Here is a 24547-nt window from a genome sequence, read left to right on the forward strand (position 1 = left end):
CGCGTATTTTCTATCCGATCCCGCTCATTCAATGCGCACTCCCTGAATCCTGGATGCTGCTTTAAAACAATGCATCATAAAAGGTACCCTCAGCGAAGACAAAACTATCCACCTGTCCATCGAGGAAATCCTGCAGCCGGTCTGCAACGCCATCATTGCTTCTGGCTTGTGACGCGCCCAAGGTCCAGGGTTCTTGATTGCCGATCAAGCCTAACGGATCGCCCGCCAATACAGAGGCATCGTTGCTACCAACCTCCTGCAGCGGATCGCCATCTTCCGCCAGATAGAGCGCCATGCCTGTGTCCGCGCTGAAGCTGTACACAAGGTGGTAGTCTACTCCAGCCATAATGCTGCCAGCATCCACATCAATCGCATAGCTCTGTGTCATTGTCTGGTGGCGCACAAGGATCGAGCCGTCGCCGTCCACCAATGCCGTGACATGGCCGCCGCCGTCAAAACCTCGAGAGTCACGAGAGAAAAGCGCCTGCCATTCACCGGATCGCAGATTTGTAGTGCTATCCACTCCGCTGAGCGCATCAATTGAGAACCGGATCTCTGCGAACCCTTCTGCGATCTCGTAAGCGCCAAGGCTTGTGATCTCAACAAAATCATTGACGCCGTCCAGCACCGCGGCGCTCGGTCCAAATTGAGCCCCACTCCTGACAAGCGCGGTGTTCCCGGCAATCAGATCCGTGCCATCACCATTGAATTCCCATTGACCAAGCAGATTGACTGAAGGCTCTGGATTCACAGTAATATTCACTGTCGCGGTATCCGTGACCCCGTTACCGTCACTCACTGTATAGGTGAAGCTGTCCGCGCCGTTGAAGTCCGCGTCCGGCGTGTAGGTCACTGTGCCGTCGCCATTGTCTACAACACTGCCGTTGCTGGCAGTACCCAATGCCGAGATCGTCAGCGTGTCGCCATCCACATCGCTGTCATTGGCCAGCACATTGATCACAACCGCATTGTCTTCGTCGGTGGTGGCGCTGTCGTCCGCTGCCACAGGGGGCTGATTAGAGCCACCAATGGTGATTGTCACCATCGCCACATCCGTGCCGCCATTGCCATCTGAGATCGTGTAATCAAACGTGTCGACCGCCGTGGCTGTCGAGCTCAGACCTGCAAAGGCCCCATTCTGATCATAGCTGAAGGTGCCATCTGCATTCAGCGTCACCAGCGCGCCGGAAGCCAGGGCGGTCGCCACACCCAGCGCGGCGCCGGAGCCATTCAGCTCTGTCACCGAGAGCACATCGCCAACATCCACATCGCTGTCCGGACCATTGCCATTGTCAGACAGCACATTGCCCATCAATGCGTCATCCAACGCAACATTGAACCCATCGTCTTCCGCAACCGGATCGTCATTCACCGGGTTCACCGTGACGTTGACTGTCGCCGTATCCATGCCCCCGTTGCCGTCACTCACCGTATAAGTGAAGCTGTCGTCGCCGTTGAAATCCGCATCCGGGGTGTAGGTGACTGTGCCGTCGCCGTTGTCCACGACGCTGCCATTGCTCGCTGCGCCAAGCGCCGAGATCGTCAACGTGTCACCATCCACATCGCTATCATTGGCCAGCACATTGATCACAACAGCGTTGTCTTCGTCAGTCGTCGCGCTGTCGTCCGCAGCAACAGGAGGAGTATTACCTGAAACAGAAAACACGCCTGCAGTCAGAGTAAAACTATCCACCTGTCCATCGAGGAAATCCTGCAGCCGGTCTGCAACGCCATCATTGCTTCTGGCTTGTGACGCGCCCAAGGTCCAGGGTTCTTGATTACCGATCAAGCCTAACGGATCGCCCGCCAATACAGAGGCATCGTTGCTACCAACCTCCTGCAGCGGATCGCCATCTTCCGCCAGATAGAGCGCCATGCCTGTGTCCGCGCTGAAGCTGTACACAAGGTGGTAGTCTACTCCAGCCATAATGCTGCCAGCATCCACATCAATCGCATAGCTCTGTGTCATTGTCTGGTGGCGCACAAGGATCGAGCCGTCGCCGTCCACCAATGCCGTGACATGGCCGCCGCCGTCAAAACCTCGAGAGTCACGAGAGAAAAGCGCCTGCCATTCACCGGATCGCAGATTTGTAGTGCTATCCACTCCGCTGAGCGCATCAATTGAGAACCGGATCTCTGCGAACCCTTCTGCGATCTCGTAAGCGCCAAGGCTTGTGATCTCAACAAAATCATTGACGCCGTCCAGCACCGCGGCGCTCGGTCCAAATTGAGCCCCACTCCTGACAAGCGCGGTGTTCCCGGCAATCAGATCCGTGCCATCACCATTGAATTCCCATTGACCAAGCAGATTGACTGAAGGCTCTGGATTCACAGTAATATTCACTGTCGCGGTATCCGTGACCCCGTTACCGTCACTCACTGTATAGGTGAAGCTGTCCGCGCCGTTGAAGTCCGCGTCCGGCGTGTAGGTCACTGTGCCGTCGCCATTGTCTACAACACTGCCGTTGCTGGCAGTACCCAATGCCGAGATCGTCAGCGTGTCGCCATCCACATCGCTGTCATTGGCCAGCACATTGATCACAACCGCATTGTCTTCGTCGGTGGTGGCGCTGTCGTCCGCTGCCACAGGGGGCTGATTAGAGCCACCAATGGTGATTGTCACCATCGCCACATCCGTGCCGCCATTGCCATCTGAGATCGTGTAATCAAACGTGTCGACCGCCGTGGCTGTCGAGCTCAGACCTGCAAAGGCCCCATTCTGATCATAGCTGAAGGTGCCATCTGCATTCAGCGTCACCAGCGCGCCGGAAGCCAGGGCGGTCGCCACACCCAGCGCGGCGCCGGAGCCATTCAGCTCTGTCACCGAGAGCACATCGCCAACATCCACATCGCTGTCCGGACCATTGCCATTGTCAGACAGCACATTGCCCATCAATGCGTCATCCAACGCAACATTGAACCCATCGTCTTCCGCAACCGGATCGTCATTCACCGGGTTCACCGTGACGTTGACTGTCGCCGTATCCATGCCCCCGTTGCCGTCACTCACCGTATAAGTGAAGCTGTCGTCGCCGTTGAAATCCGCATCCGGGGTGTAGGTGACTGTGCCGTCGCCGTTGTCCACGACGCTGCCATTGCTCGCTGCGCCAAGCGCCGAGATCGTCAACGTGTCACCATCCACATCGCTATCATTGGCCAGCACATTGATCACAACAGCGTTGTCTTCGTCAGTCGTCGCGCTGTCGTCCGCAGCAACAGGAGGAGTATTACCTGAAACAGAAAACACGCCTGCAGTCAGAGTAAAACTATCCACCTGTCCATCGAGGAAATCCTGCAGCCGGTCTGCAACGCCATCATTGCTTCTGGCTTGTGACGCGCCCAAGGTCCAGGGTTCTTGATTACCGATCAAGCCTAACGGATCGCCCGCCAATACAGAGGCATCGTTGCTACCAACCTCCTGCAGCGGATCGCCATCTTCCGCCAGATAGAGCGCCATGCCTGTGTCCGCGCTGAAGCTGTACACAAGGTGGTAGTCTACTCCAGCCATAATGCTGCCAGCATCCACATCAATCGCATAGCTCTGTGTCATTGTCTGGTGGCGCACAAGGATCGAGCCGTCGCCGTCCACCAATGCCGTGACATGGCCGCCGCCGTCAAAACCTCGAGAGTCACGAGAGAAAAGCGCCTGCCATTCACCGGATCGCAGATTTGTAGTGCTATCCACTCCGCTGAGCGCATCAATTGAGAACCGGATCTCTGCGAACCCTTCTGCGATCTCGTAAGCGCCAAGGCTTGTGATCTCAACAAAATCATTGACGCCGTCCAGCACCGCGGCGCTCGGTCCAAATTGAGCCCCACTCCTGACAAGCGCGGTGTTCCCGGCAATCAGATCCGTGCCATCACCATTGAATTCCCATTGACCAAGCAGATTGACTGAAGGCTCTGGATTCACAGTAATATTCACTGTCGCGGTATCCGTGACCCCGTTACCGTCACTCACTGTATAGGTGAAGCTGTCCGCGCCGTTGAAGTCCGCGTCCGGCGTGTAGGTCACTGTGCCGTCGCCATTGTCTACAACACTGCCGTTGCTGGCAGTACCCAATGCCGAGATCGTCAGCGTGTCGCCATCCACATCGCTGTCATTGGCCAGCACATTGATCACAACCGCATTGTCTTCGTCGGTGGTGGCGCTGTCGTCCGCTGCCACAGGGGGCTGATTAGAGCCACCAATGGTGATTGTCACCATCGCCACATCCGTGCCGCCATTGCCATCTGAGATCGTGTAATCAAACGTGTCGACCGCCGTGGCTGTCGAGCTCAGACCTGCAAAGGCCCCATTCTGATCATAGCTGAAGGTGCCATCTGCATTCAGCGTCACCAGCGCGCCGGAAGCCAGGACGGTCGCCACACCCAGCGCGGCGCCGGAGCCATTCAGCTCTGTCACCGAGAGCACATCGCCAACATCCACATCGCTGTCCGGACCATTGCCATTGTCAGACAGCACATTGCCCATCAATGCGTCATCCAACGCAACATTGAACCCATCGTCTTCCGCAACCGGATCGTCATTCACCGGGTTCACCGTGACGTTGACTGTCGCCGTATCCATGCCCCCGTTGCCGTCACTCACCGTATAAGTGAAGCTGTCGTCGCCGTTGAAATCCGCATCCGGGGTGTAGGTGACTGTGCCGTCGCCGTTGTCCACGACGCTGCCATTGCTCGCTGCGCCAAGCGCCGAGATCGTCAACGTGTCACCATCCACATCGCTGTCATTGGCCAGCACATTGATCACAACGGCGCTGTCTTCGTTGGTGGTGGCGCTGTCGCCCGCGGCAACAGGATCGTCATTCACCGGGTTCACAGTAATATTCACCGTCGCGGTATCCGTGCCAGTATTGCCGTCGCTCACCGTATAAGTGAAACTATCGGCGCCATTGAAATCCGCATCCGGGGTGTAGGTGACTGTGCCGTCGCCGTTGTCAACAACGCTGCCATTGCTTGCTGCGCCAAGCGCCGAGATCGTCAGCGTGTCACCATCCACATCGCTATCATTGGCCAGCACATTGATCACAACAGCGTTGTCTTCGTCAGTCGTGGCGCTGTCGCCCGCGGCAACAGGATCATCATTCACCGGATTCACCGTGACGTTGACCGTCGCCGTATCAACGCCCCCGTTACCGTCGCTCACTGTATAGGTGAAGCTGTCCGCGCCGTTGAAGTCTGCGTCTGGTGTGTAGGTGACTGTGCCGTCGCCATTGTCTACAACGCTGCCATTGCTCGCTGCACCAAGCGCCGAGATCATCAGCGTGTCGCCATCCACATCGCTGTCATTGGCCAGCACATTGATCACAACAGCGTTGTCTTCGTCAGTCGTCGCACTGTCGCCCGCGGCAACAGGAGGCTGGTTGGAGCCACCAATGGTGATCGTCACCGTCGCCACATCCGTGCCGCCATTGCCATCTGAGATCGTGTAGTCAAACGTGTCGACCGCCGTAGCTGTCGAGCTCAGACCTGCAAAAGCCCCATTCTGATCATAGCTGAAGGTGCCATCTGCATTCAGCGTCACCAGCGCCCCTGAAGCCAGGGCGGTCGCAACACCCAGCGCGGCGCCGGAGCCATTCAGCTCTGTCACCGAGAGCACATCGCCAACATCCACATCGCTGTCCGGACCATTGCCATTGTCAGACAGCACATTGCCCATCAATGCGTCATCCAGCGCAACATTGAACCCATCGTCTTCCGCAACCGGATCGTCATTCACCGGGTTCACCGTGACGTTGACTGTCGCCGTATCCGTGCCCCCGTTGCCGTCACTCACCGTATAAGTGAAACTATCGGCGCCATTGAAATCCGCATCCGGGGTGTAGGTGACTGTGCCGTCGCCGTTGTCCACGACGCTGCCATTGCTCGCTGCGCCAAGCGCCGAGATCGTCAGCGTGTCGCCATCCACATCGCTGTCATTGGCCAGCACGTTGATCACAACCGCATTGTCTTCGTCGGTCGTGGCGCTGTCGCCCGCGGCAACAGGATCATCATTCACCGGATTCACCGTGACGTTGACCGTCGCCGTATCAACGCCCCCGTTACCGTCGCTCACTGTATAGGTGAAGCTGTCCGCGCCGTTGAAGTCTGCGTCTGGTGTGTAGGTGACTGTGCCGTCGCCATTGTCTACAACGCTGCCATTGCTCGCTGCACCAAGCGCCGAAATCATCAGCGTGTCGCCATCCACATCGCTGTCATTGGCCAGCACGTTGATCACAACCGCATTGTCTTCGTCGGTCGTGGCGCTGTCGCCCGCGGCAACAGGATCATCATTCACCGGATTCACCGTGACGTTGACCGTCGCCGTATCAACGCCCCCGTTACCGTCGCTCACTGTATAGGTGAAGCTGTCCGCGCCGTTGAAGTCTGCGTCTGGTGTGTAGGTGACTGTGCCGTCGCCATTGTCTACAACGCTGCCATTGCTCGCTGCACCAAGCGCCGAGATCGTCAGCGTGTCGCCATCCACATCGCTGTCATTGGCCAGCACGTTGATCACAACCGCATTGTCTTCGTCGGTCGTGGCGCTGTCGCCCGCGGCAACAGGATCATCATTCACCGGATTCACCGTGACGTTGACCGTCGCCGTATCAACGCCCCCGTTACCGTCGCTCACTGTATAGGTGAAGCTGTCCGCGCCGTTGAAGTCTGCGTCTGGTGTGTAGGTGACTGTGCCGTCGCCATTGTCTACAACGCTGCCATTGCTCGCTGCACCAAGCGCCGAGATCGTCAGCGTGTCGCCATCCACATCGCTGTCATTGGCCAGCACATTGATCACAACAGCGTTGTCTTCGTCAGTCGTCGCACTGTCGCCCGCGGCAACAGGAGGCTGGTTGGAGCCACCAATGGTGATCGTCACCGTCGCCACATCCGTGCCGCCATTGCCATCTGAGATCGTGTAGTCAAACGTGTCGGCCGCCGTAGCTGTCGAGCTCAGACCTGCAAAAGCCCCATTCTGATCATAGCTGAAGGTGCCATCTGCATTCAGCGTCACCAGCGCCCCTGAAGCCAGGGCGGTCGCAACACCCAGCGCGGCGCCGGAGCCATTCAGCTCTGTCACCGAGAGCACATCGCCAACATCCACATCGCTGTCCGGACCATTGCCATTGTCAGACAGCACATTGCCCATCAATGCGTCATCCAGCGCAACATTGAACCCATCGTCTTCCGCAACAGCGGCATCGTTGACACCATTGACATATATGGTCGCGGTGGCGGTATCCGTGCCACCGTTGCCGTCGCTAATCGTGTAGGTGAAGCTGTCGTTGACATCTGCGCCCGCCGCAAGGAACTCAAACGCCCCATTTGGATCATAACTCGCGGAGCCGTCTGCGTTGACGATAAGCAAGGCGCCCGAAGTCAGTGTGATCTGGTTGCCGACATCGCCCGGCGCGCCGTTAACGTCGACGACCGAGATCACATCGGTTCCATCAATGTCCACATCAGCCAATCCGCCATTGTTGGCAAAAAGGTCCAACATGACGAGCGACGTTTCTTCATCGGTCGAGAAGAAATCATCACCGGCTTGTGGTGCGTCATTCACACCGTCGATGTCAATCGTGACAGTTGCGGTATCCGTGCCGCCATTGCCGTCAGAAACGGTGTAGTCAAACTGATCCGCACCGTTTTCACCATCAGCCAGGGCCTCAAACTGGCCGTTGGGATCATAGTCGAATGTGCCGTCAGAGTTCAACGTCAGCAGTGCTCCGGAGGGCAGCACAATCTGTGTATCCACATCGCCAGCTTCGCCATTTACGGCAACGACGCTTAGCGTGTCGCCATCAGCGTCGGTGTCATTGGTCAGCACATCGCCGGACACTGGCATGTCTTCATCCGTCGCAACGTCGTCATCCACTGCAACGGGCGTATCCGCGTTGCCGTTGATCGTTATCGTCGCGGTAGCAGTATCTGTGCCCCCCTGGCCGTCTGAGAGCGTGTACGTGAAACTATCCATCGCCGTTTCACCGACATTCAGCATCTCAAACTGGCCATTGGTGTCATAAGTGAAGGTGCCCGAACCATTCACAACCAGAAGCGCTCCAGAACCCAGCGTGATTTGCTGGCCAATCGCGGCGGTTGACCCATTAACCGCCGTTAGGAACGGAACATCGCTCGCATCTGGATCACTGTCCGCACCGCTCCCATTGTCCGCCGTCAAATCTGCAGTCAAGCTGTCATCTTCACCAACGTTAAAGGCATCGTCAGCCGCGACCGGGGCGTCGTTCACGCCATTGACCGTCACAAACAGCGTAGCTGTGTCTGTGCCACCAAACCCATCCCCCAAGGTGTAAGCAATGGAGTCCGTCGTGGATTGCCCGATGCCTAAGAATTCAAAAGCGCCATTGGGATCATAGGTGAAAAGGCCATTGGCATCGATGGTCACCAAACCACCACCGCTGGTCGTCACTGACATGCCAACAGCGAGTGTTGATCCACCGACCTCGACAACGGCAAGCATATCGCCAACATCGATTTCGCTGTCATTTGTCAAGACATCGCCATTGGTTGCGCTGTCCTCATCGGTCATCTCGAAATCAGAAACCGCAACCGGAGCATCATTTGCGCCCGCGACAACCAGCGTCACGGTCGCCATGTCGCTGCCGCCCTCACCGTCTTCGATGGTGTAGGTAAAGGAGGTGTTCTGCGCCTGACCTGAGGCCAGGTTTTCAAAGTCCCCGGCCGGGTCAAAAGTGAACTGCCCGTCACTTTCGAGCGTGAGCGTGCCCCCTCCTGTGAGTGCGATGGGAATGCCCACATTGGCAGCACTGCCATTGACCTGCGTCACTGTGATTGAGTCGCCATTTGCATCCGCATCCGGGCCTGCGCCGTTGTCGGCGAAGACATCACCCATGATTGGAACATCTTCGTCTGCCGCAATTGTGTCATCCTGCGCATCCGGCGCGATGTTGGTGCCCACGATTGTTACAAAAACTGTCGCAGTGTCACTGCCGCCCCGACCGTCCGAAAGCGTGTAGGTGAAGCTGTCCGCATCATCACCCACGAAAGCACCGTTGGGATCATAATCAAACGTGCCATCTGCGTTCAGCGTCAGCAGCGCCCCTGAGCCAAGCGCGATCTGATTGCCCACATCGCCTGCCTGACCGTTCACGGCAGAGACAGACAGCACATTGAGAGCATCGATATCACTGTCAGCGCCATTGCCATTGTCGTTCAGCACATTGCCGCTGATCGCACTATCATCATTGGCGCTTACATTGTCGTCTACCGCGTCAGGCGCATCGTTCTGTCCCTGAACATTGACAAAGATCGTGGCAGTGTCTGTCCCCCCTTCACCATCTGAGAGATCATAGGTGATTTGCTCTGCGGTCGACTGGAAGTCGGCCAAGCCTTCGAACTGCCCATTGGGGTCATAGTCAAAGCTGCCGTCAGCATTCAGGGTAAAGAGCGCACCCGATGCCAATGTGATCTGGTTGCCCACATCCGCGGCCATGCCGTTAACGGCGCTCACACTCAATGCATCTCCACCTGGGTCACTGTCGTTGGTCAGTGCATTGCCGTTGATCGCCGGGCCATCCTCGTTCGCAAAGACAGAGTCATTCACCGCGACCGGATTGGCGTTGACGACTGAGACCACAAAGCTGTCCATCTCGACTGAGTTGGGTTCTCCGGCATTGTCGTCAACTGTCACCGTGACGGTAAAGTCACCCTCAGAGCTGTAGACATGATTGATGACCGGCGACAGCGAGCTGCTATCGAACATTTCGAGAGGAGCCCCATCGCCGTAGTCGACGGTGAAGCTGCGCAGATCCGTGTCAGGGTCCGAAAGATCCAGTGTGCGATTGAGATTGCCCCCCTCACCCGCGCTGGTATCCGCCCCTGCCTCAAGCCCTGGCGCATCGTTCACAGGATCGACGGTGATGTTGGCTGCAACCGCTGGGTCCGTCGAGAAGGAAATCCCATCCGAACCGGTCCAAAGGAAGCTGTCGCTGCCATTGAAGTCCTGATTGCCAGTGTAGGTCAGATTGCCCGCGAGCAAATCTGCGCGAGAGATAACTTGACCGCTCAGCACTGGCACCGAGTTGAGCGCCAAAGTACCGTTCGTCGGGAAAGTCTCGATGCGGATTTCTTGTAGCGTATTGCCATCTGGATCGAAGAACCCTGCATCGAAGATAGCCGCATCCAGCGCAATTGCCGTGTCTTCATCGCCGTTCGCCGAGACTGGCGAAATGGTGGGTGTCTCATTACCATAAATCTGGATGAGCACAGAACCGTTCCAAGCCACCACAAAGCCGCCACCGGGCAAAGCCGCCACGTCAGGCTGGTTCTGAGTGCCCGAGAAGGTGGTGTTGACCTGGAACTGGCTGTCGATACGCCCACCGGTGCTGTCATACTGCTGGGCGAACACGCCCTGACCAGATCCGTCTGTGCCATTGAAGTCCGTCCAGGCGATCACAAAACTGCCGTTGTCCAACGCTGCAACAGAAGGATCGTTCTGAATAAAGGCGCGTTGGTCATTGACGCGGAACTCTTCCACCAGCGGCGTGCCATCAGGTGCAACGATGGTGGCAAACACCCCAGAAGACGCCAGATCCGCTACCGCATCGGTCCAGGTGATGACGAGATTACCATCGCTCAGCACAGCCACAGCCGGATCACTCTGGTCGCTGCGTGTCGAGGTGTTGACCTGGAACTCGCTGCCCACCGGATTAGCCGACGCATCAAAACGCTGCGCAAAGATGCCGAAACGATCACCGTCAGCGGAGCCACTGGAAGAGAATGATTCCCAAGTGACTAGGAAGCCGCCATCGTTGAGATCTGTGATAGCAGGGTCACTTTGCGTGCTCGCCACCCCCGTGTTGACCACAAACTGGCCAGAAAGTGGCGTGCCTGATGAGTCAAAATGCCGGGCCAAAATACCGCGGCCATCTCCGTCACTCGCACCCACGGAATTGATCGATTCCCAAGTCACGACAAAGCTATCGTCACCCAATACCGCCACATCTTGATGCTCTTGTGAGGAAGACGTCAGGTTGTTAACGACAAATTCGCCGCCATTGGGGGTGCCGTCGGGATTGAAGAGTTGCGCAATGACGCCCAACCCACTGCCATCCTGACCGCTGGAGTCAGTCCAGGTGACAAGCCAACCACCGTTCGAAAACGCCGCGATCTGGGCGTCTCCTTGGGTGCCGGCCGTGGTGGTATTGACAGCAAACTCGTCATTGTCACCCGATGGCAGCCCAGTGCCATCACGATTGACCTTGTTGCCATTCACGTCAAAACGCTGCGCCAAAATGCCTTGCCCATCAGCATCGGGACCGGACCAGACCACTACAAAATCTCCATCCGTGCCCGGCAATGTCACCACCGCTGGTTCTGAATTGGCCCCGGCAGAAGTATTGACCTCTTGCTCGCCTCCAACCGGCTGTGCAGCGTCAGGCGTTGGCGTGATGGTGATCGTGACAATCTGAGGCTCAGACGCCCCGCCATCACCATCCGTGATCTGAATGCGGAGATCGCGGGTTGAAAGCGGATCATCAGAGATGTTGCGATAGGTTAGATTCTCAACAAGCAATTCGACGATTTCAGGCGTCGCGTTCGCGTTCAGGCTCAGTTCAAATGGGGTGCCGTCCTGACCATTCTGAACGATCTGTGCCACCATCGTGCCGTCCACGGAAACATCGTTGGCCGCTATGGTGATCCGCGCAGTCTGGCGTAGACCGAGCTGATCCTGTGTCAAATCATCTGGTGGATTGATCTGGTCAATCAGCGGCGCGGATGAAATCAAGTTCGAAACCAGAATGGCGCCACCATCAAAATCGGCGGAATCTGGATCAGAAACCGCGACGGCTCCGTTCGCATCAATCAACTGGGGCACGCCATTTAGGTCATTTTCCGCATAAGTCACTTCGCGGTTGATGCCCTCAAGCACCGGGTCACCGCCGCTGGCAAAATCTGCGGGATCACCAATAATCTGGTGGAAGACGCCGTTGCTATTGCCGTCGCCCGCGCTCCCGCTGGTATTGGATGTGAACGACACAACCATATTGCCATTTGCCAAAGCCGCGATGGCCGGCTGGTTTTGCGTGGAGCTTATCTCTTGGTTGACTTGCGTCATTCCATCGATCCGATGGCCTTGCGCATCATATTGCTGCAAGAAGACACCCTGCCCGGAACCGTCAACCCCATTGTTGTCGACAAAGCTGATCACAAATCCGCCGCCAGCAAGTGCCGCGACATCGGGTTCGAACTGAGAGCTATCGACAATCTCATTGACCAGAAACTCATCGCCAACCTTGTTGCCTACACCGTCGAAGCGCTGTGCATAAATGCCCAAGCTGCCGCTAGAGAAGCCAAAATCATCTGCAATATCAGACTGGTAGGTCACGACATAGCCGCCGTCCTCGGTCGCTGCAACACGCGCGAGAGACTGACCGAAACGCTCCAGCGTGTTGACCTGGATCGGCCCGCCAATCAGCGTGTCGTCGGCTGCGAAACGCTGGAGGAACACCCCATTGTTGAACGCACCCGGCTCATCAACATTAGAAGCTTGGAAAACCACCACATAAGTGCCGTCTGCCTGCGTCGCGACTGCGGCTGATCTAAGGTTTGAGCTCCCGATTGCGGGGATCACGATCTCTGATCCAACCGTGCCGCCTTGATCATTGAAGCGCTGGACAAAGATTTCATCCAGCGAGCCATTGGACGGATTCCGCCCCTCTCGCACCAAGACAAAATCACCGTTGGCAAACGCCGCAAGCGCTGGGTTTTCGGGGTCAAAGTGGGTGGTGCTCGGAGCCACAATCTCCGTACCCAAGGGCTGTCCATTCGCATCAAAAACCTGAAGCGCAATTTCTTGATCGCTGTCGGCGCCAATGAGGCCGGAATTGTCTTCCCAAGCAATCGCGAAACCGCCCGTCGCGAGCCCGACCACTTGTGCGGTATCTTGGTTGAAAGCAGCATTGGTGTTGACTTGGAACTCCCCACCAACTGGTGCGCCAGACGCATCATACCGCTGTGCGAACACCCCATTCTGGTTGTCTCCAGTGGCGTCCTGATTGGTTGAAGTCCAGACAATCACATAACCGCCATCGGCAAGTGTAGCGACGTGGCTATCGGCCTGACTGTTGGTGGTAAATGAATTGGTTTGTACCTCATCTCCGACGAGGACGGCGCCATCCACTTCCGGCGCAATATCAATGCCCACCGTCTCGCGCACAAAGCCCCCGTCACCGTCTGTTACTTGAATGGCGATGAGACGCGAGGTTTCTGGATCGTCTGAGGTATTGGCATAAGTCAGACTACGGATAAGGGTTTCAATTCCTGCCGCTGTAGCTGCATTGTTCAGGTTCACCACCAGATTGGCGCCATTGGTGCCATCCGATACGATCGTGCCGATGAGCGTGCCGCCCACCGAAACATCAGCACCCGCGACAGAAACGGCGCCAGCTGTGCTGATCCCGAGCTGATCCTGAGAGGCGTCATCAGGTGCTGTGAATTGCGCCTGTACGACGTCGGTGACGACCATCGAAACCGTCAAAACGCCGCCATCAAGATCCATGGAATCCGCGTCTCCAAAGCCTGCTGATGTGGCAAAGAGCTGACCCGCAGCGTTAACATCCGCTTCGTTGAAAGCAACGGTGCCCTCAAGCCCAATAAGGATCGGGTTGTCGGAAACAAGCACATCGCCAGTATTTGCAAAGACTTGCTGGAAGACACCGAAGCCATCCCCGTCCCCTGCGGTTCCGGAAGTTGCGGAGGTCCACACCGCTGTAAACCCGCCATTGGGCAGTGCCACCAGTCGAGGCTCGCTCTGGGTCGACGATGTTTCGGAGTTAATCAGGAACTCGCCATCCACTCGACTTCCGTCGGGTGCATAAAGCTGCCCCAATACCGCCGCACCACTGCCATCGGCAAGCCCATTGAAGTCTGTCCAGGCAACAACCCAGCCACCGGTATCAAGTGCCATCACATAGGGATCGACCTGCGCAAACGTTGTCGTATCATTGACCAGAACTTCACCACCGACAGGCGCGCCATTTGCATCAAAGCGCTGCATCTGAATGCCAGTGCTGCTGCCATCAATCCCACTGTCATCATCCCAGACAACCACAAAACCGCCATCGGCCAATGCTGCCACGCGCGCGGCGTCCTGCGTGCTCGACGTGGTCGTGTTGACTTGGAATTCACCGCCCACTGGCGTGCCATCGTTTTCAAACAAGCGCGCGAAAACTCCAACACCGGCACCGTCCCCCGCGTTGCCAGAGGTAGCTGAGCTCCATGTCACAACGACCCGACCACCACTGAGCACCGCAACAGCCGCATCATTCTGGGTCGAGGAAAACTCAACGTTGACTTGCTGGGACGCGCCAGTAGCCAAACCGGTATTGTCGAACTCACGCAGGAAAACACCCGAACCGCTGCCGTCCGCACTTTGAGTATCAGTGAACACCGCGAGGACGGTTCCGTCGGCTTTGGCGGCAAGCTCCAGTTGATTTTGCGTACCGGACACCAGATCGTTGACAAGGAATTCGCCCCCAACCCTCTGGCCATTCTCATCAAAAATCTGAGCGAAACTGCCGTTGGAGACTTCGCCAAGCGGCACGCCCGCCGGATGCGCAAAGCTGTTGTCGTTCCAACCAATCACAAAGCCCCCAGTCGGGAGGCCGGTCACGGTTGGGTCATTTTGCGTAAATTCGGTATGCAGACTAACTTGGAACTCCGCGCCAACCGGATCACCATTTAAGTCATAGCGCTGCGCAAACACCCCCGGTGTGTTGTCTTGCGTGCGGTCCTGGTTCGCGCTGGTCCAAGCCACGACATACCCGATTTGAACACCCGCCGAGTCATAAATCGCCCCGGTCGCAGCATCGCTCTGGCCATCGGGAACGAAGGTATTGATCTGCTCTTCGCCTCCCTGCGGCGACAAAGTACTGTCGACTTCACCAACAACCTCAATGGTCATCACCTCGCTGCCGGTCGACCCGCCATCGCCATCGGTGACCTGGATGGCCACCTGTCGGCTGGCGCTCGGATCGTCAGAGAGATTTTGATATGAAAGCTGCGCCAAAATGGCTTCCACAGCTTCAGGGGTCGCAAAAGCCGAACTCAGATCGATTTTCAGAGGGTTGCCGCTCTGACCATCCTCAACAATGGTGCCGATCACGTTTCCACCAACAGAAATCTGGGTGCCGGAAACGCTTACGCCATTCCCATCAGCTACGCCAAAAGAGTCTTGCTCAACACCTTCACCAGCGCCCCGCAGCGCCTCTTCGTTGAACGTGCTGCCCACAATGCGCTGTACCAAAATACTGCCGCCATCAAGATCAGCAGAATCCATATCTGTCAGAGACAGCGATCCATCTTGGTTCAAAAGCTGCGGCGCGGCGTTGGCAGTGTTTTCATCAAACACAACAACGTCTTCAACGCCCACGAGCACGGGTGCCATAGCTCCGGCAGCTGGGGCAGGTTGGTTGAACAAGGCTTGGAAAACACCATTCCCGGAACCATCACCCGCAGCCCCAGAAGTGTTCGAGACCCAAACCGCAGCAAGCGTCCCGTTCTGCAGTACGGCAAGATCAGGCTGCGTCTGACTGGCGCTGTTCTCTTCATTAACGACAAAAGCGTTTCCGTTGAGCGTACCATCTGCGTTGACCTGCTGCGCGGTGATACCACGCCCGTTGCCGTCAATGCCGCTATCATCGCTCCAAGCCACAAAAAAGCTGCCATCCGAGGCACCGACCACCACAGGATCGGTTTGCAGGCCAATCACGGTTGTGTTCACTCGGAACTCGCCGCCCTGAGGCACGCCACCCGCGTCATAAATCTGGGCGAACACCCCGTTGTTATTGCCATCTGAACTTTCCCAGACGACCACAAACCCACCGGCAGGCAGTGCGGCGCTGCTGGCCAGCGTCGCCACGTCAGGACGTTGCTGTGTGCTGAGCGTGCTCGTGTTGACCTGCTGTTCATCCGTCCCGGCGGACATACCGTCGAAAGAAACCAAAGCACCATTGGTGTCGATCCGCTGCGCATAAATCCCGAAGGAAGATCCATCGGCACCGCCGCGATCTTCCCAGACCACCACAGCATCCCCATCTGGGAGCAGCGTGATCTGTGGCCGCTGCTGGCCACTTGTTGTTGTTGAGTTGATTTGGAACTCACCCGCCTCAGGCACACCTGACGCATCAAAGACCCTACCAAACACACCATTGCCGCTGCCGTCCCCGGCAGAGCCAGAACTGGTTGAGGTCCAGACAATCATGGTGCGACCGGCACCTAGGTCGACGGCCTCAGGCTGACTTTGGGTCGAGGAAAACTCTTCGTTTACCTGAAAAGCCGACCCGACTTCTGTCCCATCATTCTGATAAAGCTGAGCAAAAACGCCCTGCCCCGATCCATCAAGATTGCCGTCAGTCCACAACAATATGAAATTGCCGTTCGAAAGGCCTTCGGCGCGCGGCTGGACCTGATCCCCCAAAGCAACTTCGTTGACTTGGAATTCAACACCGACCTGATCGCCCTGCGCGTTGTAAATCTGAGCGAAAATCCCCCGATTGCTACTGGCGGGGTTGTCCTGCTGTGTCGAGTTCCAAGCGACCACGTAGCCGCCATCACTCAGCTCTGCCACGCGTGGCGCTTGCTGGGCTGAGGTCGTGAATGTGTTGACCTGCGCTTCCTCGCTTAGGCCGGTATCCACAATCACCAGATCACGATCTACTAGTTGCTGCGTCCGGCTAAACGCACTCTGTGCACCCAGTTGATTTTGAACAGAAATGTCAAACGCGACGGAGTCGTTGTTTAGGGTTCCGCTGATCCCAAAAGTCAGTGCTTCAATCAGCGCTTCAATACCGTCCTCGTCCGCATTCGCATTGAGATCAATCTGCAATGCAGTTCCATCTACGCCGTCAGATGACCCGTTGACGCTGCCAATGGTTGTTCCCTCAAACGACACACTACTGCCGTCAAATCCAATTTGCCCAGCACCGGTCCCCTGATCCTGCACCGACAGCTGCTGCGTACCCGAGGAGTTAAAGACCTCCGACACACGGACAAAGCCACCATTGAAACTCGCGCCCTCAAAGTCACGGAAATCCACATTTGCATCAATCAATTGCGGTGCCGCAAACAACGCTGCCTCGCTGCGCGGGGGTAAATCATCAAGCTGCGCATTCTCGTTTTCCGGATCCCCCCAATCGTCCACGATCAATCCTGAAAACGTATCCGAACCTGCGAGAATATTGAGGAAAATGGAATCCGGCTCGCTCTGACCGCCATCGCCATCAGTGACCACAAACCCGATGCCCCGACTGGTGTTCGCCAAATTGGCGGCAAGGTCGGTTGAGCTGTAGCTGATATGCTCAAACACCATCTGCACATCATCTATCGTGGCAGGCGCGTTGAAGGTGATCAGTAGTGGGCCGCCATTGCTGCCATCGCTGGTCGCATCGATGGTCGCAACGGCCGTGCCGCCTACGCTGATTGTGCTCCCCGCCACCGTCACATCTGCGTCGGTGAAAATCACCAGTTGGTCGTTGGGGGCGGCAAAAGCGGTGTAGTAGAACTCAATTGTGGCACCATCAAAGTTCGTGGTGTCAGCATCAGACAGGCCAATGTTTGTATCTCGGATCGGAACACCGCCGACAATATCGTCCGCAAATATCGTTGCACTGCGTTCCACATCTTCCAAAACCGGAGATGTATTGGTCGCGGGCGCCGCTTCGAAAGTGCGCAAGAAAACGCCACTTCCGCTGCCATCACCCGAGCTGCCGCTTGTTGCGGAGGTCCAAACAGCAACCGCCCCGGTCCCAAAGCTTGCGACGTCTGAGAGGTTCTGACTGGAACTCGTCTCTACATTGACTTGGACTTCGCCATCGATCCGGCTGCCATCTGCGGCAAAACGCTGGGCAAATATGCCATCTCCGCTGCCGTCCTGATTGGTGCCGGCGGTCCAGCTAATGGCAAAACCACCATCGCTCATCGCGGTGATTGCCGGGTCGCCCTCGCTGTTCGTGCGATCTGTATTCACCCGGAATTCGTCGCCAACAGGCACACCTACTGCATCATAGATCTGGGCGAAGACGCCGTTGGAGGAGCGATCCTGTGTGTCATCCGTCCAAGTGACAACGAAACCACCACCTGTCAGCCCGACAACAGCCGCCTCGTCCTGAGCGCCCTCAGTGGCCGTGTTGACTTGGAATTCCGCGCCAACGGGCGCTCCCGTCGCGTCAAAGCGCTGTGCAAAGACACCGCTGCTGTCGCCGTCGCCATCACCGCCTTGTGTTGGGGCCGTGAAGACGATCACATGCCCCACATTGTTCCCCACCCCATCGACCAGCGTCGCCACTGCGGGCTGGTTTTGGCTACCTGTGGTATTGGCAGTATTGACCACCACCTCAGCGCCGACCGGCGTGCCGCTGGCATCAAAGCGCTGGCTCAGAATGGCACTTCCACTGCCATCCCCCAGATCCGACACATATGTGACCACAAATCCGCCATCGACAAACGCCGCGATGGACGGATCGAATTGTGTCTGAGGGATCGCCGTATTGACGATGATCTCGCCCCCCTGCGCGACCCCGGCAGCGTCAAATCTCTGGGCGATAATACCGTCATCAAAGCTGCCCGGCGCATCTTGGTTGTTGCCCCGCCAGGCGACGACAAAGCCGCCATCAGATGTCGCTGCAATAACAGGCTCGCTCTGGTTGCGGTCGGTCGTGGTGTTTATTGCGAATTCACGCCCAACCGGTACACCAGCGGCGTCATACGTCTGGCCAAACACACCCTCTGTAAAGAGGGCATCCTGGTTAAAGGACTGCCAGACAACGACCATGCCACCGCCCGTCAGTTCAACCACCTGCGCAGCGGTTTGCGTGCTTTCAGTAAAGGCATTTACGCGCCGTTCTTCACCAGCAATCAGCCCGGAATCTGGCTCGGGTACAACGCTGACATCGATCAGTTGGGTATTCGCATTCTGCCCATCGCCATCGGTCAAGTCGACCCGGAGCCGCCGATCAGGCGCAGGTGCATCTGAGCCATTGCCGTAGGCAAGGTTGCCCAAAATGGCTTCGATGTCCTCTGCCGTCGCATCAGAGTTGAAGGTGATTTCAAAAGACGTACCGACGCTGGTGATCACGCCAACGGCCGTCCCATCCACCGATACAGTGTCGTTGAGCCCAAGCCCTGTGAACTGCAAGTCACCGTTGCCAACGTCACCTGCTACGAGCCCCAGTTGATCCTGCGTCTCGTCATCACCCGCGTTGAGTTGCTCGAGGATATCGAAGGTTTGATCCACGGCCAGTGTGAGCACGCCTCCGTCAAAATCCGGAGAGTCCGTGTCACCCAAAGAAACTGTTTTGTCTGCATCAAGGCGTTGCAATGCGGCATTCACATCTGCCTCATCAAACGAAACGCTTGTGGACATGCCTTGAATCACAGGCGCGGCACCGGGGGTAAAGTCAGCCGGGTCGCCAAAAATCTGCTGGAAAACCCCGGTTGAGCTCCCATCACCTGAAGAGCCAGACGTTGAGGACGCAAAGGTTGCCACGAAATTTCCGCCTGGCAATGCCGCCAGTTTCGGCATGAACTGGGTGCTCAGCGTGGTTTCCTGATTGACAACAAACGAGCCATCCAGCCGCTCGCCGGTGGCTGAGTAGACCTGTGCGTAAATTGTGTCACCGCTTCCGTCGCCGCCGTTGGAGAAATCGCGCCACGCAATCACAAACCGCCCGTCATCCAGACCGATCACATCCGGCTCACCCTGCGTGCTAGCAAAGGGGTCGTTCACCACAAAAATATTCTCGACCGGTGCGCCACTCGCGTCAAAACGCTGCGCAGCGATACCCTGCCCTGAACCGTCCAAACCACTTGTATCAGCCCAAGCCAGTACAAAGCCTCCGTCGGCGGTCGCCGCGATATCCGGAGTGTTCGCATTGGGAGTAACCAAAATCTCAGGAACGGCCTCACTGCCATCCGCGTTTAAAACGCGCACGAACAGACTGTTTGATGTTTGATAGGTTACAGCAATGCGTCCATCGCTCAGCACCGCCACGTCCGGCTCATCCTGAAAGCCAGCAGTCGTCGCGTTCGCAACCAACTCAGATCCCACTGCCGTGCCGTCAGTTGCAAACCTCTGCATCAGGATCGCACCAGATGACCCGTCCCCTGTATCTGACGTATAGACAACCACATATCCGCCGCTGGCGAACCCAGGTGCCCCGGTCGGAATGGTGGCAACCGCCGGATCAAACTGCGTATTGGAAGTAGTCGTGTTCACGACCACTTCTCCACCAACCGGGGTGCCATCCGCCCCATACCGCTGCGCCACGATCCCCACGTCGGTGCTGCCTGGCACATCGACAAAACCTGTTTCCCAGACAACGACCCAGCCGCCGTCTTCAAGCGCGGCCACAACCGGATCATTTTGACTGCCGTCAAAGCTCGTGTTGACTTGGAACTCTCCCCCAACCCGAACACCCTCAGAATTGTAGCGCTGGCCAAACACGCCGAACCCCTCGGAGTCTTGTCCATCGGAACTCCAAACAACCACCCAACCGCCATCGGTGAGCGCCGCTACCTCGGGATCGGTCTGCTGATCTGTGATGAACGTGTTAACTTGTTGCTCAGGGGGCACCGGTACAGGCGCATTTGGCTCGCCCTCAGCAAGAATACGGATTTCAAGCGACCGAGGCTGGGTTAACCCGCCATCGCCATCTTCGATCAGCAGTGAGTATGTCCGGGTGTCGCGCGGATCATCACTGTCGGTCTGATAGCTCAACGCATTTAGCAGCGTCTCAACCCGATCGAGCGTTGCCCCCGCCAGCAGGTTTAACACCAGATCAGCGCCATTCTGACCATCAGAGGAGATTATCGCGACCTCCACGCCGTCTACGCTCAGAGTATCGACATTCTGAGTTATGCCGCCCCCCACGGCGACAAAAACTGAATCTTGATCGAGATTGTCGGGCGCGTTGAACGCAGCGGCCAGAGGTTCTGTGACAATTCGCGCCAGACGGATGCTCCCTCCGGCCAGATCGGGAGAGTCCTCATCCGTCAAAGACAGACCTCCTGCCTGGACAAGCTGCACCCCAAGATTGGCAGCATTTTCATTCAACTCCAGGATCAGCGGTAAACCTTGGAGATTGGGTGCCTCCGATTGCGAAATGTCAGTTGGGTCCGCCACGATCTGCTGGAAGATGCCGTTGCTGTCGCCATCCCCTGCAGTACCGGATGTCGCTGAGGTCCACTGAACAACATAGTTGCCACCGGGCAGCGCTGTCAGCGCAATTTCATTTTGTGTTGAGGCAACTTCGGTGTTGATCAAACGCTCGCTGTCAAGCCGTGTGCCGTCTGCGTCAAACACCTGCACAAAAACATCCGAACCGGACCCAGGTGCCGCCGCCGTGGTATCGACCCAGCCAATGGCAAAGCCGCCGGTATCCAGCGCAATGATATCAGGCGTGGTTTGATCGCCCTCCGTTGTGTCATTCACCCGGATTTCATCACCAATGGAGGCGCCCGTATCGGCAAAGCGTTGATAGTATATGCCGCCCTGCGCTCCATCCTGACCGGTCGATCGCCATGCCACCACAAAATCGCCATCGGCCAAAGTTGCAACAACCGGATTGGATTGATCAGAGTTGGTTTGGGTATTGACCCGGAATTCGCTTCCCTCTGGCACGCCTGTTGCGTCGAAAATCCTTGCAGATATTGCGCCAGAACTCCCGTCGCCGTTTGCGATATCGCGTTCCTCCCAGACGACAACAAAGCGGCCACTACCAAGCGCAGCGACCTTGGATGTGTCCTGCGCTCCAATGGTCTGTTCATTCACGGCGATTTCGCCCCCAACCGGCGCCCCAGCAGCGTTAAAGAGCTGGGCGAAAACACCGTTGGAGTTGCCATCACCCGCGCTCCCGGAGTTTTGCGAGGACCACGTGACCACATAGCCACCATTGTTGAGCCCGACGACATCTGGTTCAAACTGATTGCCGGACGTCTCGGTCTCGACCTGCAACTCGGAGACAGTGACATTTCCCGCCGTGTCATAGCGGTTGAGGCGAATGCCACCTATGGCGGCATCGTCCCAAACAACAACCCAACCGCCGTCCGTCAAACCAGTCACCCGGGCATCAAATTGTGAGGAGATCACAGTTGAGTTGACCTGGACCTCAGCACCAACAGCCTTGCCATTTGCGTCATATCGCTGCGCAAAGACACCCTGATCAAAACTACCCGCGTTATCTTGATTGGTGGAAGTCCAAACCGAAATATATCCACCATCCACAAGCGTAGCGATATCGCTTTCGCGCTGATTGTTGACCGTAACAGTATTGACCTGGCGCTCTGCGCCGACCAGCCCGTCAATATCTTCTTCAGGTGTGATCTCCACTGCGATAAGTACCGGTTCAGACGCTGATCCGTCGCCGTCATCTACCAAAAGTTCCAGCGTTGACTGCGCCCGTGGATCATCCGACACATTCGCGATAGTGAGGTTTTCAAGCAGTATTTCAACGGCCGCAGCATCTGCGCTGGCGTTCAGATCAAGCGCCAGCGGTGCCCCGTTGGCGCCATCTTGGGCAATTGTTCCCACCAAAACACCATCGACTGAGATATCCGTTCCAACGATTGAAACCACCCCGGACGTATCAAGCCCGAGCTGAAACTGCTCATCGGCGTCCTCAGCTGGAAACTCATCCTCATCCACGCGCAACTGAATTTGACTAAGCGTGATCCGCCCCCCATCGAAATCGGTGGAATCCGTGTCAGAAAACGCAACTGCGCCATCAATATCCAGACGCTGTGGAGCCGCGTTCAAATCCGCTTCGGCAAATGTCCGACTGGTGGAAAACGCCTCTACTTCGGGCTGTGCCCCCGCCGCGACAAAGGTCATTGGGTCGTCAAAAATCCGCTGAAAAATACCCTGCAGATCGCCATCACCCGCATCGCCCGATGTCTCGGAGACCCAGACGCCCACAAACCCGCCCGAAGACAGCGCAGCCACATCTGAAGCAAACTGGCTGGAGGTGATTTCCTCGTTGATCAGGATTTCCCCGGTCACCGCCGCCCCGTTCACATCAAAGCGTCGCGCAAAGACCCCGGTGCTACTGCCATCGCCTGCAGTGGCGCTGGTGTTTGACGTCCAGGTGACAACAAATCCACCATCAATCGTGGCCGTGATTTCCGCATCATTCTGCGTGGAAGAAAATTCAGTGTTGACCTGAAACTCGCCGCCAACCGGAGTACCGTCACCTTCAAAAACCTGCGCAAAAACACCGGTCCCGCTGCCGTCTGCACCGCCGTTGTCGTCCCAAACCACAACGAAACGGCCACCCGCAAGCCCAGCACTGGCAGGTTCGCTCTGTGAGTTGACGATTGTCGTATTAACCTGAAACTCGCTACCGACAGGCGAGCCATCCGCGGCGTAGACCTGAGCGAACACACCATTGGACGAGCCGTCCCCGGTGGTTCCGGAATTGGGACTGGTCCACGTGATAATTATCCCGCCATTGACCAATCCATTCGCCCCCGCGCTGGCCTCAATGCGTGCTATGTCTGGGGAAAATTGATTACTCGCGACTCCAGTGTTCACCTGAATATCATCGCCCAAAGCCGCGCCAGCACCGTCATAGAAGCGCAGACGAATGCCATCGTTGCTTCCATCCCCCAGGTCGTCAACATAGGTCACGGCAAACCCGCCGCCCGGGACAGATGCCACCTCAGGGTCAAATTGCGAAGCCGCCGTATTCACCGCGTTGACCACAAACTCCCCACCGAGCGTAGTACCGTCAGCCGAGAAACGTTGCCCAACTATGCCGAAGTCAAAAACACCGGGCTGATCCTGATTTATCGCATCCCAGACGACGACAAAGCCACCATCATCCGTCGCTGCGATAGATGGGTCTTGCTGATCGTTCTGGTTTGTATCGTTCACTATGAACTGTGATCCGATCCGTTGACCCTGAGCGGTAAACCTTTGTCCAAAGATACCAGCACCGGACCCATCCTGCCCGTCCGACACCCACACAATTACGTAGTTGCCATCGGCAAGCACCTCTACGCGAGGGTCGTTTTGGTTACCTACAAAAAAGCTATTGACCAGTTGCTCTGGGGTCACCGGAGAATTCATAATGAACCTCATACAAATAACAGCCGAAAAGTCGGCGGCACTAAAAATAGACCAAGGGCGTCGGGTCCACCCTCACCAAAATGTGGGAAAAACATGGCAGAATTTTAACGTTTTGAGAAGATTAACCTTCTGATATTTCCAACAACACGCTGAGATAAAAAGAAAAAAAGAAGTGCAAGAGGTCAAATATAAAAATTTAACTTATTAGCATGTTATTACTCACTTGCAGAAAAAAATTTCCATTTAAGCTGTCAGCACATCTATTTTCTCCTTTGATATACTGTCAGTGCAATGACCCCGTCGCATAGAAGTCTTCTTAATAATAAGGTGAACCAGGCCTAATCTGACGCAGAAGAAGAGAACCTCACAAAACAAAAAGAACCCATTGTGCGAATGCAGAAGAATCACCCAATTCAGGCGCCTCTAAAAATAGTCATAAATTTTCTCGCAATCAGCCTCACTAAG

1 protein-coding gene is annotated in these 24547 nt (G+C 56.6%); it reads right to left on the minus strand.

From position 1 onward, the window contains the following. Positions 1 to 61 precede the first annotated feature (61 nt). The gene (locus tag ACO07T_RS19830) at positions 62 to 24082 is read right to left on the minus strand and encodes an Ig-like domain-containing protein (protein ID WP_422050837.1); all 24021 of its coding nucleotides are present in this window, start codon (positions 24080 to 24082) and stop codon (positions 62 to 64) included. Positions 24083 to 24547 lie beyond the last annotated feature (465 nt).

This window comes from Shimia sp. (assembly GCF_965227725.1).
GTDB lineage: Bacteria > Pseudomonadota > Alphaproteobacteria > Rhodobacterales > Rhodobacteraceae > Shimia.